The organism is Candidatus Zixiibacteriota bacterium (assembly GCA_020853795.1).
GTDB lineage: Bacteria > Zixibacteria > MSB-5A5 > CAIYYT01 > CAIYYT01 > JADJGC01.
Genome location: JADYYF010000214.1, coordinates 1 through 13529, shown reverse-complemented (window position 1 = coordinate 13529; position 13529 = coordinate 1). Strand labels below are relative to the sequence as shown.

At 57.4% G+C, this 13529-nt stretch carries 9 protein-coding genes; 6 read left to right on the top strand and 3 right to left on the bottom strand.

Going from position 1 to position 13529, the window contains the following annotated elements:
• Both IT585_15425 and IT585_15420 read right to left on the bottom strand, forming a co-directional pair.
• The coding region (locus IT585_15425) for a hypothetical protein (GenBank protein ID MCC6964641.1) at positions 1-313 on the bottom strand (313 nt) is incomplete at its 3' end.
• Positions 310-2061: a hypothetical protein gene (locus IT585_15420; GenBank protein MCC6964640.1), complete on the bottom strand. Its 1752-nt coding sequence runs from the start codon at positions 2059-2061 to the stop codon at positions 310-312. The genes IT585_15420 and IT585_15425, both read right to left, overlap by 4 nt.
• A gap of 111 nt (positions 2062-2172) precedes the next feature.
• Between IT585_15420 and IT585_15415 the strand changes: the two genes are divergently transcribed.
• The gene (locus IT585_15415) at positions 2173-3504 is read left to right on the top strand and encodes a dicarboxylate/amino acid:cation symporter (protein ID MCC6964639.1); all 1332 of its coding nucleotides are present in this window, start codon (positions 2173-2175) and stop codon (positions 3502-3504) included.
• 73 nt (positions 3505-3577) lie between these two features.
• Here the strand turns inward: IT585_15415 and IT585_15410 are convergent, their stop codons facing one another.
• Entirely contained in the window at positions 3578-4864 is a 1287-nt protein-coding gene (locus IT585_15410) for a Glu/Leu/Phe/Val dehydrogenase (protein MCC6964638.1), read from the bottom strand.
• Positions 4865-5284: 420 nt separating this feature from the next.
• Between IT585_15410 and IT585_15405 the strand changes: the two genes are divergently transcribed.
• From IT585_15405 to IT585_15385, 5 genes are all read left to right on the top strand, one after another.
• Complete coding sequence (locus IT585_15405; GenBank protein ID MCC6964637.1) at positions 5285-6190, top strand: metallophosphoesterase; 906 nt, start codon at positions 5285-5287, stop codon at positions 6188-6190.
• A 100-nt stretch (positions 6191-6290) separates the two neighbouring features.
• Positions 6291-7349, top strand: a complete 1059-nt coding sequence (locus IT585_15400) for an efflux RND transporter periplasmic adaptor subunit (protein MCC6964636.1) — start codon at positions 6291-6293, stop codon at positions 7347-7349.
• Positions 7350-7359: 10 nt separating this feature from the next.
• Entirely contained in the window at positions 7360-10446 is a 3087-nt protein-coding gene (locus IT585_15395; GenBank protein MCC6964635.1) for an efflux RND transporter permease subunit, read from the top strand.
• Between the two features lie 481 nt (positions 10447-10927).
• Complete coding sequence (locus IT585_15390; GenBank protein ID MCC6964634.1) at positions 10928-11287, top strand: hypothetical protein; 360 nt, start codon at positions 10928-10930, stop codon at positions 11285-11287.
• 97 nt (positions 11288-11384) lie between these two features.
• The gene (locus IT585_15385; GenBank protein MCC6964633.1) at positions 11385-13478 is read left to right on the top strand and encodes a sigma 54-interacting transcriptional regulator; all 2094 of its coding nucleotides are present in this window, start codon (positions 11385-11387) and stop codon (positions 13476-13478) included.
• Positions 13479-13529 lie beyond the last annotated feature (51 nt).

Here is a 13529-nt window from a genome sequence, read left to right as displayed (position 1 = left end):
TTTCGCGTGAGTAGTAGACGCTGATGGTGCCGATGACTTCGTCGAAGACCTTGAGTGGTACTGTCTGCGCCCACGGAGTCTCGCGCAGACCGGAGGTCGTGAAGGTGGAGTCCTCAAGGATGATGCGGGACTGACAAATGTCGGGGTATTGCCAGCCGGGAGGGATCGATTCAATGATGCCCATGCACACCTGATCGAGCGTGACACCGGGTTTGTTGAGCCACTCCTCGATGCGGTAGAGGCAGTTGAGTTCCTTGGCGCGTTCACGCAGGAACCAGAGCAGTTTGTCGGAAGTGGGTTTCGGATCGGTCATATCGTTATCACCCCGCGCCCGCGGCGGCCGTCAATCTTCACGCGCAACGGTGAAGCGAGTTTAACGTAGCGCACGAATGCACTGTCAATGACGGTGTGCTGTGCGCGCAGCCACTCCCAATTTATCGGATATTTTGCAGTGTGCGGTACCGAAAAATAGCCAACTTGTGAACTGATCACGTTATGGAAGAAGTGCGAGCCCTGGGACATTTCGACGTGCATCTCCGGCAGAGAGGTCTCGATAATGACCTTGGCATCGGAGATTTGCCACCATTGCACCGGGATCCCGGCGGGCGGGTCGGTGGTGCCAAGGCGGCCGAAGACGACCAGTAGGTAAGGGTGTCCCTCCAGCGCCAACCGGTGGTTGATGGTTTCCAACTCAGAGGCAATCAGATAGGACTCCTTGTCGGTGAACAACTTGGGGTGCATGAAGACGACATCGCGGATGGTGTTGACGAAGCCGTTGCCGAGGACCCGCTCCGAAGCTGCAATCACCTCCGGCGCGGCCATTTCCGCCTCCTCAACATCGACACGAGTGTGGGAGACAAACATCGGCCGCACCTGCAAAATCCAGAATTTGGCCGCCTGGTCGGAGTGATTGATGGTCAGGGCAAACTCCATTTCGACTTCATGGCCGACAGCTTCCTCACAGAGTCGTAACAGGTAACGGATCATGTCGTTGATCGGGATGTCGGTGACTTTAAGAAGCGGGGCAAACGTCACAATCCGGGGACCATTGCCGGTCAGACCGGTGACAATGCGGTCATTGTCGGCTTGATAAGTAGAAGCGACAAAGGCGAGTGTGCCATGATCCTCTGCCTCGGCGATGTCGCATTGGACCAGATACTCAGTTTCCTCCAGCGGGTCGTGAGGCACCTTCCCGAGAGTGATCGCCCAGAACTTGGTTTGCGTACCCTGAATCATCTCGCGGATGGTCTTGTACGGCGGATTGGCGCGCGGAAAGGCCGGTGAGTAGGTCCAGCAGACGCCCCCGTCGACAACAGTCTTGCCAAGGCCGAGGGCGAGGCTGACGATGCCGTCTTCCGGCTTGGCGTTACCGGAGCGGTAGAAGTTGTAGGAGCGGACAACGCCGGAGACCACGGGATAAAAGCGCTCATCACGCCGTTCACCGGCAACTTTTTGAATGATGACCGCCATCTTCTCGTTGCGGGGATTCTGCTTAGTGGTCTTGATATAATTCTTGGCATCGCGAAAGAAGGTCGAGGCAAAGACGTACTTAATTGCCTCCGTCAAAGCGCGAAAGCGGTAATCGGGGTCGTCCTGGTTGTTCGGAATCATCTTCGTGCGATAAACACCGGCAAAGGGTTCGTGCAGGGCGTCTTCGAACAGGCTCGATGAGCGGATCGCGAGCGGGCTGTGAACCTTTTCGGCCAGCGCACGCAGATCGCCGACAATGCGCGCCGGCAGGCTGGCTTCGACAAACGCGTGCGTAATCTGGTCGTCACGGATGTCATCGCGCATGGCCAATTCATAAAGACGGTTTTCGGCCATAAACTCGTCAAAAACTGTGGTAGTGAGGATTGTCAGCGTAGGCAGATTGACGCCGAGATTGGGAAATCGAGCGGCGTCCACGTGCGGCACGACGGCGTCCTTGACGAAAGCCAGTCCCTGCGCTTTGCCGCCGATGGCGCCGGAACCAATGACGGAAATCGTCCCGGAGGAGTCAAAAGTCTTGCGATCAAAAGGGGTGAGGGCGTCGCCGTGCGGGGAAGTTGTGTCGTCGTTCATCGACCACAAGATACACAAAAGTATGGATGCCGCCGCAGCAAATTGCGGCGCGGTGCCGCGGGAAATTGGCGCTTCTGTTGAGACGAACGCGGCACTATATTCGACCGATCAATGAAGGCATCACTTCGCAACTTTCGCTGGCAACTGCACTGGTGGATTCTGGCGGGTCTGACCGCGGGAATCCTCGGGGGCATCGCTGTCAACCTCTGGCTGGGGGGAAATGATGAGCGGATTGGGTGGTTGATCCGCAACCTCACCGAACCGGTCGGTCAGTTGTTTTTGCGGCTTCTGCTGATGATCGTGGTGCCGCTGGTGTTTTCGTCGCTGGTGGCGGGAATCGCCGGAATCGGGGATATCCGGACACTCGGGCGGGTGGGGTTGAAGTGCCTGGTCTATACCCTGCTGATCTCGGCCATTTCGGTGGTGATTGGGATTGGCTTGGCGAATACGATCCGCCCCGGCGAGCGGGTTGATCCAGCGACGGCGCAAGCGCTGCAGGAGCGCTTTGGCGGCGATGCCAGCCGGCGGGTGGAAGCTGCCCAGACGGCGATCAAGGATGAGTCGCCGTTCCAGCAGGTGGTTAAGACCCTCGTTCCGGCAAACCCGATCGCAGCGGTGGCCTCCGATCCGCCAAATCTTCTGCACATGATGTTCTTCGCACTCATTATTGGCATCGCCATCACGCTGGTGCCGGCCGAGGCGGCTGCGCCGGTGGTACGACTGAGCGAATCATTGTTCAAGGTCTGCTCGCGGGTGATCGACATCGTAATGCTGTTTGCACCCGTGGCCGTGGCGTGCCTGGTCTTCAACACGATCGCGCGTTTCGGGCTCGATCTGTTGCAGGCGCTGAGCTGGTTTATCCTGACGGTCCTGCTGGGATTGTCGATCCACATGTTTGTGGTCTATTCGCTGTCAGTTCGTTTCTTATCGCGAATTTCGCCGCTGTTGTTCTTCGAGCGCGTGCGCACCGTCATGTTGACGGCATTTTCGACATCGTCCTCAAATGCCACGCTGCCGACGACGATCCGGGTGACCGAAGCTAATCTCGGCGTACCGCGCCAGATCAACAATTTCGTGCTGACGATCGGCGCGACGGCGAATCAAAACGGTACAGCGCTGTATGAAGGGGTCAGCGTGCTGTTTTTAGCGCAACTGGCGGGAGTCGACTTGTCACTCGGACAGCAGATTATGGTGGCCTACCTGGCGATTCTGGGTGGCGTCGGCACAGCAGGAGTACCGGCGGCCTCAATCCCCTTCATTATTGTTGTGCTGGTTTCAATCGGGGTGAATCCGGGCTTGATCGCAGCGATTCTCGGCGTCGATCGGTTCCTCGATATGTGCCGCACGACGTTGAATGTGACCGGCGATATCACGGCGGCGACATACGTTGCGCGTTCAGAGAGGAAGCTGAAGGTGCCGGCGGCGTCGGCGGATCTGCTGTAGCGGTGCAATCGCAAGCACAAAAAAGAGATGAGCCATTGCCGGCTCATCTCTGTTGACCCACTGCAGTGTAAGCTTACACCCAACCGCGGTCGCGGCAGGCTTGGGCCACGCGACTGACAGCAATCATATAGGCCGCGTCGCGCATATAGAGTTTCTTCTTCTTGGCCAGATCGCAGACATCGGAGAATGCCGAGGTCATCTTGACGTCGAGCTTGCCAAGGACCTCATCCTTCTCCCAGTAGTAGTTCATGTTGCTCTGCACCTGTTCAAAGTAGCTGCAGGTTACACCGCCGGCGTTGGCGAGGAAGTCGGGGATCAGGAAGATACCGCGCGATTCCAACACCTTGTCGGCTTCCGGCGTAGTCGGGCCATTGGCGCCTTCGGCTACAATCCGCACCTTCTTCGACACTTTCTTGACGGTTTCGGCGGTTACCTGGTTCTCGATCGCCGCGGGTACGAGGATATCAACATCCTGCTCAATCCAGGCATCACCCGGCAATATCTCGTAGCCGAGGTCTTTCGCCTTGGTCTTGTCGACGCCGCCGAAGCGGTCGGTGATACCGATCAGTTCCTCGAAGGTGATACCCGACATCTTGCGATACGTGTACGAGATCTGGTCTTTCTGATCCCAACAGGAGACGCAGATCGGCTTACCGCCCATACGCTGGTAGAGCTGAAGAGCGTACTGGGAAACATTGCCGAAGCCCTGGAATGCCGCCGTAGTATTCTCCGGCTTCATGTTCAGCTCCTTAAGGGCTTCGCGGACGGTGTAGATGACGCCATAGCCAGTGGCTTCGGTACGTCCGAGTGAGCCGCCCATGCCGACCGGCTTGCCGGTAATCAGACCGGGGCTCTTTTCGCCGGTGATGTGTTCGTATTCATCAAGCATCCACAGCATGTGCTGGGCGTTCGTCATGACATCGGGAGCAGGCACGTCGGCCAGCGGACCGACATTACGCCACAATTGACGAATCCAGCCGCGGCAGATTTGTTCTTGTTCGCGCTGGCTGAGGTTATGCGGATCACAGATCACGCCGCCCTTACCGCCACCGAGCGGGATATTAACGACCGAGCATTTCCAGGTCATCCACATCGCCAGAGCGCGGACGGTGTCGACGGTCTCGTGGGGGTGGAAGCGAATCCCGCCTTTGCTGGGTCCGCGCGCATCGTTGTGCTGGACACGGAAGCCGCGGAAGATTTTGACCTTGCCGTCATCCATGTGCACCGGGATGCTGAAATGATACTCGCGCAGCGGTTCTCTGAGCAGGCCGCGCGTGCCTTCGTCGAGGTTCAGGAAGTCAGCCGCTTTGTCAAACTGCTGCTGCGCCATCGCAAAGGCGTTGAACGAATCGCTCTTCATGAAGAATTCTCCCTTCCGTGTATCTCACGGCAGAAATAAATCGGGTGGGTGACCGGCCTTAGTTAAGCTGCAGTCAGTCCCGCCCACAAAAAAAGCCGCTGCTGTCGACTATGTCTGGCATCTAATCGCGCGGCTCGTTGTCTCTCCTAAAGGGGCGAGGAACTCATGCTCCTCGCCGACGGTTGCCAAATTAGAGAAACAAGAGTACCAAGTCAAGGATTTGCAGCCGTATAAGCGAAAATTTAGTGAAAGATTTCACATTCCATTGAGGAGAGGTCATAAGTGACAAAAATAGTCGTGCCATAGTCAACTTGTTTTTAAATAAGCACTTACCGGGGAGCTGTTCAACGAAATTGCGGAATCGATCTTGACTGCGTAAGAAGAATACTGCTTATAGCCGAGGGGACCGATGGAAATAAGATGACTCGAATCGTCTTCGTATCCGACCTGCATGTTGACTCTTCAGTAGCTAATCGAGAGTTCGTTCCAGCATTGCGAGACGCTGTGCTTGCCGCTTCTCCCGATGTCTTCATGATGGGCGGGGACATCGCCGGAAATCTGGAGGATTTCAATTGGACTTTGCGTCAGTTTGCCAATTTGCCGGCACTCAAAGTTATGGTACCCGGGAACCATGATATCTGGATCGAGTCGAAGCGAGCGCTTCTGACGGGACTCGATTCTGGTGGGAAGTACAATGTTCATCTGCCGAAAATCGCTGAGGCCAACGGCTTCGTGATGCTCCACGACCGCCCGGTTGCTGTCGGGGAAATTGCCATCGCCGGGTGCATGGGCTGGTACGATTATTCCTACCGCAACGCCGACTTGGACACAACCGCGACTCTGACAGATTACGCTCGCGGAGTCTGGACGAACCCGCGAACCGGACAGCCGCACATGTGGAACGACATGCAGAACGTCTGGTGGCTCAAGGATCTGCATGAGCCGGCGCAGGGATTGAGCCGGGCCGGATTGTGCCGGAGCGATGCCGAGATTACGGCATCGATGGCGACTGCCCTGCGGGCGCAATTGGCGGAAGCGGTCGAAGGCGGCGCCGAGCGCGTGATCGTCGTCACGCACTTCGTGCCGTCGCGGCAATTGCTGGTTTATGGTGGTACGCCGCAGGACTACTGGAATGCCTATCACGGCGCGACGACAATCGAAGCGGCCATCACTGGGTGCGCGCTGGTGACCCACGCATTTTTCGGGCATTTGCATCACGATACTGATATCAAAAACGGCAAGATCCGCTATATTTCCCGGCCGGTCGGTTACATTGACAGCGGCCCGATTACAGCCGCTGACCGTCTGCACGTGCTCGATGTCTGAATCGCGATACATTGCGAAAGCTGGCCGAATCATCTGACTCAGCGGGAACCAAATGTCCAAAATCGACCTATACTTAGTAATGCAGGACCGATCTCCATCCATGAGAAAAATCCCCTTGGCAATTACTCTGGCGGCGATCTTGGCAGCCCTTTTGACCGCCGGTGGTTGCAGCGACGGAACGGGCAAGCCGGGCGGCGGTAACCGCGGAGTGGCGACGGTGCCGGTTGAGGCGCTGGTGGTTCGACCGCAGTCGCTGGCGAACAGGATCTTTACGACCGGTACGCTTCTGGCGAATGAGGAAGTAGAACTGCGCTCGGAAATCTCCGGACGCATCACCAATGTCTATTTTCAGGAAGGTTCGCGGGTCACGTCTGGGCAGCTGATGCTCAAGGTCAATGATGCCGAACTGCGCGCGCAGCTCAGGCGCAAAGAACTCGAAGAGAAGCTGGCAGCGGACGAGGAATTGCGTAAACGGAATCTATTTGAGATCAAAGTGATTAGTCAGGAAGAATACGATCAAGCGCTAAATCGCTATAAGATGATTCAGGCCGAGCGCGAGGTGATCGAGTCGCAGTTGGCCAAGACTGAGATCCGGGCGCCTTTTGATGGACGGGTCGGACTGCGCTATGTCAGTGAAGGCGGTTATGTGTCGCCAAATATGCTGGCGGCCACGATGCAGGATCTTGATCCCGTCAAAGTGGAATTCGCGATCCCGGAGAAATATGCCGGGCTATTGCGCGATGGCGCCAAGGTGCTGGTGCGCGTCGGGGATCTGGACTCGACGTTCGACGGGACCGTCTACGCGATTGAATCGAAAATCGACCAGGGGACGCGGACGATCAAGGCGCGGGCGCGAATCCCGAATCCCCGGGAGATCCTGATTCCCGGCGCCTTTGCGCGCGTGGAGCTGACGCTGGAGGAAATCCCGAACGCCATCGTCGTTCCAACCGAGACCGTGATTCCGGAACTCAACGGGGAAAAGGTGTTTGTGAGCGAAAACGGCGTGGCGCGTGCGGTGCGGGTAATCACGGGGATTCGCACAGAGAAATCGATTCAGATCACGGCTGGACTGAAGGCGGAGGACACATTGATTGTCACCGGCCTGCTTCAGCTCGGCGACGGCAAGGGAGTGCAAATCAAGCAACTGCGAGACAACTAAGGCGCGGCCAATGAACCTCTCCTCGGTTACCATCAATCGTCCAGTACTGGCAATCGTCTTGTCGATCTTGATCGTGCTCTTCGGTGTGATCAGTTATTTATTTCTGGGCGTGCGCGAGTACCCGAGCGTCGATCCACCGATTATCACCGTCTCGACCAGTTACACCGGCGCTAATGCCGACGTGATCGAGTCGCAGATTACGGAGCCGTTGGAAGAGTCGATTAACGGCATCGCGGGCATACGTTCACTAACCTCAACCTCGAGCGACGGCCGCAGCACGATCACAGTCGAGTTTGAGTTAGGGGTCGACATGGAGGACGCGGCCAACGATGTACGCGACCGCGTATCGCGCGCTATCCGCAATTTGCCACCGGATGTTGATCCGCCGATCGTGTCGAAGTCGGATGCCGACGCCAGCCCGATTGTCTCGATGACGATTCAAAGCGACCGGCTGACTTTGTTGGAGTTGTCGGCAATCGCCAACGATGCGTTCAAGGAGCGGCTGCAAACGATTCCGGGGGTTAGTGAAGTGCGCATCTGGGGCGAGAAGCGCTTCGCGATGAAGCTGCAGATTGACCCGGCCAAGTTGGCGGCGCACGGGTTGACGCCGCTGGACGTGCGGGATGCGCTGAATCGCGAAAACGTTGAGTTACCGACAGGGCGAATCGAAGGCTATGCCACGGAGCTGTCGATCCGGACATTTGGGCGGCTGTCCAGTCCGGAAGATTTCAATGAACTGATCATCAAGGAAGCTAACGGCGCAGTCGTGCGTCTGCGGGATGTCGGCGAAGCGGTGCTGGCGCCGGAGAATGAACGAACGATTCTGCGCGGCAACGGCGGTGTGCCGATGGTGGGGGTCGCGGTGACGCCGCAACCGGGTTCAAACCACATCGATATTGCGGATGAATTCTATCGGCGCATTGACCAAATCAAGAAAGACCTACCTTCCGATCTGCGTTTTAATGTTGCCTTGGACACGACGGCCAACATCCGCAAGGCGATTGTCGAAGTGGTCGAGACCATTCTGATCGCATTTGGGCTGGTCTTGCTCGTGATCTTCATCTTCCTGCGTCATTGGCGAACGACGATCATCCCGATGCTGGCGATTCCGATATCGCTGATCGGGGCATTTTTCATCATGTACCTGGCGAATTTCTCAATCAACATCCTGACCCTCCTGGGTATTGTGCTGTCGACCGGCATCGTGGTCGACGACGCCATCGTGGTGCTGGAAAATATCTACAGCAAGATCGAGAAGGGGATGCGGCCGATGGAGGCCGGGCATCGCGGTGCGAAAGAAATCTACTTCGCGATCATCTCGACGACAATCACACTGGCCTCCGTGTTCCTGCCCATCATCTTTCTGCAGGGATTGACCGGCCGCTTATTCCGCGAATTCGGGATCGTCGTGGCCGGATCGGTGCTGATTTCGGCGTTTGTCTCCCTGACGTTGACGCCAATGATGAGCGCGCGCACGCTGCATAAGAGCGAGCACGAGAACAAGCTCTTTCTGCTGAGCGAGCGGTGGTTCAACGCGCTGGCGGCGAGCTATCAGCGAACATTACGCTGGTTCATACAGCGGCGAGTGCTGGCGCCGGTGATCATGGCGGTATCGGTGGCGATCATTTTCGGGGTCGGCCACCTGCTGCAGTCGGAGTTGGCGCCGCTGGAGGACAAGAGCCGGTTGGTGATCAACGCGACGGCACCGGAAGGAACATCGTACGAGGCGATGTACGACTATATCGGTCGCGTGATCGCGCTGGTGGATACGCTGCCGGAGAAGTCGGCCTTGATGTCGGTGACCGCACCGGGATTTGGATCATCGGCTGCGGTCAACAGCGGGTTTGTTCGGATGAATCTGGTGCCGCCGAACGAGCGTGAACGATCGCAGCAGGAGTTGGCGAACATCCTGACCGGGCAGCTGCGCAACTACTCGTTTGCACGGACATTTGTCACGCAGGAGCAGACAATCAGCACCGGGCGCGGCGGCGGACTGCCGGTCCAATACGTGATTCAGGCGCCGAACTTTGAAAAGTTGAAAGAAGTGATTCCACCATTCATGGAAAAGGCGCAGGCCGATCCGGCGTTTTCTGTCGTCGACCTGAACTTGAAATTCAACAAACCGGAACTGACGATTCAAATTGATCGCGATCGCGCCCGGGCACTGGGAGTAACGGTGCGCGATATCGCCGAGACGCTGCAGCTGTACTTTTCCGGCCAGCGCTATGGATTTTTCATCTACGACGGCAAGCAATACTCAGTCATTGCGCAAGCCGATCGCATCAACCGCGACGAACCGCTCGATCTCAGTTCGATTTATGTGCGCAATAAGCGCGGCGAGTTGATCCAACTCGACAACGTCGTGACGATGTCCTATCGTTCGAGCCCACCGCAGCTGTACCGCTACAACCGCTACGTGTCCGCAACGGTCTCGGCCAATCCGGCGCCGGGATACACTCTCGGCCAAGCGATTACGGCCATGGACAACATCGCGCAGTCGACGCTGGATGAGTCCTTCTCGACGAGTCTGGCCGGCGTCTCGAAGGAATTCATGGAAAGCTCGAACACCCTGCTTTTTGCATTTCTGCTGGCGCTGGCGCTGGTCTACTTGATTTTGGCGGCGCAGTTCGAAAGCTTCCGCGATCCACTGATCATTATGTTTACGGTACCGCTGGCCCTGGCCGGCGCGGTCCTGTCACTCTGGCTCTTCGGGCAGACGATCAACATCTTTAGCCAGATCGGTATCATCGTGCTGGTTGGTATTGTCACCAAGAACGGCATATTGATTGTCGAGTTTGCCAATCAGCGCAAGGATCAGGGGTTGGGCGTGCGCGAAGCTGTGATCGACGCCGCGGTGCAGCGCTTCCGTCCGATCCTGATGACGAGTCTGGCGACGGCGTTTGGCGCGCTGCCGATCGCGCTGGCGCTGGGCGCGGCCGCCAAGAGCCGCGTGTCGATGGGCATCGTCATTATCGGCGGACTCTTGTTCTCGCTGGGATTGACGCTCTACGTGATCCCTGCGCTTTATACCTACCTGTCGACCCACCGCAAGCGGGAAGAATATCATATCCCGGAGAAGGCGGAGGCGGTGTCGTAGGCGAGGAGCCATTGGTCTTGAGCTTCCACTGCTATCAGAATGGTCCAGACTGACAGATTCTGTCAGTGGCAAGTCGCTGCCCCGCAGCACCTTTTGAGGTGTCGCGGGGCATTTTTTCACTTGACAATTTTGGGGGTCAATTCGTATTAATCAGTAGACCGACAAGGTTGAACAAACAGCATCAGAAAAAGACTCTGGTCCATCAAGCGTGAAACAGAGCTGAGCGATCGGTGCTCAGCCTGAGGGAGAGACATGACACGGCGCGGTCTGGCGATTACTCATTTCGTTGAGGGTCGATTTTGCCCGCGCCGATAATGTTATTGGTAGGATAGAGATTCTTTTCTGTCGTGCTCGATCGGGCACGAAAGCCGGTAGCCTACCCGCAGCGGAGCGGAGGGTGGGGATTTGATTGATTTGCGTGATTGTGCTATAGACGAGACGTTAACGAGGAAAGCGTAACCATAAACGACGAGAAGAGACGATGAAGCAGCGTCACTTGAAAATTGTCACCCTCCTGGTTCTCTGCGGGGTGATCGCCCTTTCCGCTGCGGCCCTTGGCGGCCAAAGCGCGACGACTGCCAGGGGGACATCCGCCGCAGTGACAACAGCGCCGGCGAGGGTGGAAAGTGATGGGGCTGCGCCGTTGAGTTGGCTGGTGAGAACGCTGCGGATACAATTGGGGCTGTGGTTTGGGATACAGTTTGAGCCGCCGCAGGTAAAGAACGCGACACCGACGATGAGTTCGCCGACAAATGACGGGCCGGTGAAAAGCCAGACGGACCCGAGGAAGCCGAAGCTCTGGGAAGTCGCAGCAGATACCGGAGGAGATCCAATTGTCTGAGGGACGTTCAAGCGGAGTGAACATCCGGATTATTGAGGAGAAGCTGAGCTCGATCCGGGAACTCTCAGAAGCGGGTCGGCACGATACTGCTCTCAGAATGCTCCGATCGATTGATGTGCGACAGTCGACGAGTCCGATATGTCGTTCCGAATACTACTACTACTTTGCCAGATGCGATTACTTCCGAGGCGATTACGCACGAGCGCTCAGTCGTGTGCGCGCTGCTTTACGCTATGCACGTACCTGCTCTTCGCATGAAGTGTATGCAAGATATAAGCTGTTAGCAGGAGCGATCAGGCATGCCCTTGGTCAGCTGGATGAAGCAATCGAAGATTACCTCGACTCTTACGCCTCGTCAAAACGCGCCGGGTCTTACAAGTCCCTTTGCGGCGTCTTCATAAACATCGGCTTAGTTCACATGCTGAAGGGTGAGCTAAGCAAAGCTAGCGATTGCTACACCAAAGCATTGGCACTCTCGATCAGTCACAATACTGGCTACGAACAGAGTGTATGTCGGCTGAATCTTTCCAGATGTCTATGGCTACAAGGCAGGCACAAGGAGTGCTTGGATCTGCTTGACGAAGTAGAGCAGATGGGCGACCACAGTGGACTTGCGCTTCGAGTGGACCAAATCAGAGGTATCGTGCAAGCTTACGTGTGTAGCTTCAGAAGCGCTCACGTGCTCCTGCATCGTCTTCTGAAGTTCGCTACTTCAGAAAGGAGTTCGCGCGACGTCGCCGTCTGCCTCGAATACCTCGGCCTGAACGAGTACTTCGCCGGCAATTACAAGAAAGCCAAAGAATACTACCAACAAGTGCTCGATATGCCGGAACCGACCGCCTCGGCCGTGGCTCAGACGCTGCGGATGTTGACCGATGTCCATATCGCCGAGGGGCACTGGGATCTTGCACGCGCGACTGCGGCCAAGGCCGACACCGCGATCAACAAAATCTCCGAACGCATCGAACTGGGCGCGCTGTGGCGGGCCTACGGGCATATCCATGCTCACGACGGCAACCGCGACGAAGCGCGCTCGTTCTTTACCAAGTCGATCGAACTTCTGCGGCAACTGGGAGCGCGCTACGAGCTGGCGCTGAGTCACTTTGATGCCGGCCGCGCAAAGGTATTCAGCGAAGCTGAGAGCGACGAGCACCTGCGGATTACCCGGGCGTTGTTTGTCGAGATGGAGGTCCCCAAGCGGGTCGCGCAGGTAGATGCAGTGATCGCGGAACGAGAGGACGCTCATCATTTCGACCACAAGCCTGCCTCTAAACAGCGACTGACTTTGAAGACTCCCTCCGCTCCCACCATCATCGCCGCATCCGGGTCGATGAAACGGATCCTGGCGCTGGCGGACAAGGTGAAAGACAGCGACCTGACCATCCTGATCACCGGCGAAACCGGAACCGGCAAGGACCTGCTGGCGGAGTACATCCACAAGACGTCCAATCGCGCTGCCAGACCGTTGCGGGTGGTCAACTCGGCGGCGATGCCGGAGAGCCTTCTCGAGGCGGAGTTGTTCGGCGTTACCAAGGGAACCTATTCGGGTGCGACGACGGATCGTCCGGGGTTGATCGAATTGACCGACGGCGGGACGTTTGTCTTTGACGAGATCGGTGAAGTTCCCCCGGCGATTCAAGCCAAGCTTCTGCGGCTGCTCGACTCGAAGGTGGTTCGCCGCCTGGGCGGATCGGAGGACCGCAGGATCGATGTGCGGTTTCTTGCGCTGACCAACCGCGATCTGGGGCAGATGGTGCGGGAGGGGAGCTTCCGCAGCGACCTCTACCACCGGCTCTGTCAGATGCCGATCCATCTGCCGCCGCTGCGGGAGCGGCCGGAGGATATCGTGCCGCTGGCGATCATGCTGCTGGCGCGGTGCGGAATCGCGATCGATCGTGAGGCAATTGCGGCGGCACTGCGCGACCCGTTGGAGGCGTACTCGTGGCCGGGGAATGCGCGCGAGCTGATTGCGATGATCACACGGGTGGCGGCGCTGTTGGACGGCAACGGCAACAGCGATGTGTTCGAGCTGTTGCGGCAGCAGTTGGGGGCACCGGATGCGGAAGGCTCGGAGCGGCGGCGACTGTTTGAGGCGTTGCGGCGCCACGACGGGAACAAGAGCAAGGTCGCCGAGGAACTCGGCATACCGCGGACGACGCTTAACTCCCAACTCAAGAAATACAATCTCTGATCACACTGACGAAGTGACGAAACAGTGACGAAGCGTTTTCGTCACCTCTCC

Coding starts and splice junctions, on each gene's coding strand:
- IT585_15420 (MCC6964640.1), bottom strand. CDS start 2,061: ATGAACGACGACACAACTTCCCCGCACGGCGACGCCCTCACCCCTTTT.
- IT585_15415 (MCC6964639.1), top strand. CDS start 2,173: ATGAAGGCATCACTTCGCAACTTTCGCTGGCAACTGCACTGGTGGATT.
- IT585_15410 (MCC6964638.1), bottom strand. CDS start 4,864: ATGAAGAGCGATTCGTTCAACGCCTTTGCGATGGCGCAGCAGCAGTTT.
- IT585_15405 (MCC6964637.1), top strand. CDS start 5,285: ATGACTCGAATCGTCTTCGTATCCGACCTGCATGTTGACTCTTCAGTA.
- IT585_15400 (MCC6964636.1), top strand. CDS start 6,291: ATGAGAAAAATCCCCTTGGCAATTACTCTGGCGGCGATCTTGGCAGCC.
- IT585_15395 (MCC6964635.1), top strand. CDS start 7,360: ATGAACCTCTCCTCGGTTACCATCAATCGTCCAGTACTGGCAATCGTC.
- IT585_15390 (MCC6964634.1), top strand. CDS start 10,928: ATGAAGCAGCGTCACTTGAAAATTGTCACCCTCCTGGTTCTCTGCGGG.
- IT585_15385 (MCC6964633.1), top strand. CDS start 11,385: ATGCTCCGATCGATTGATGTGCGACAGTCGACGAGTCCGATATGTCGT.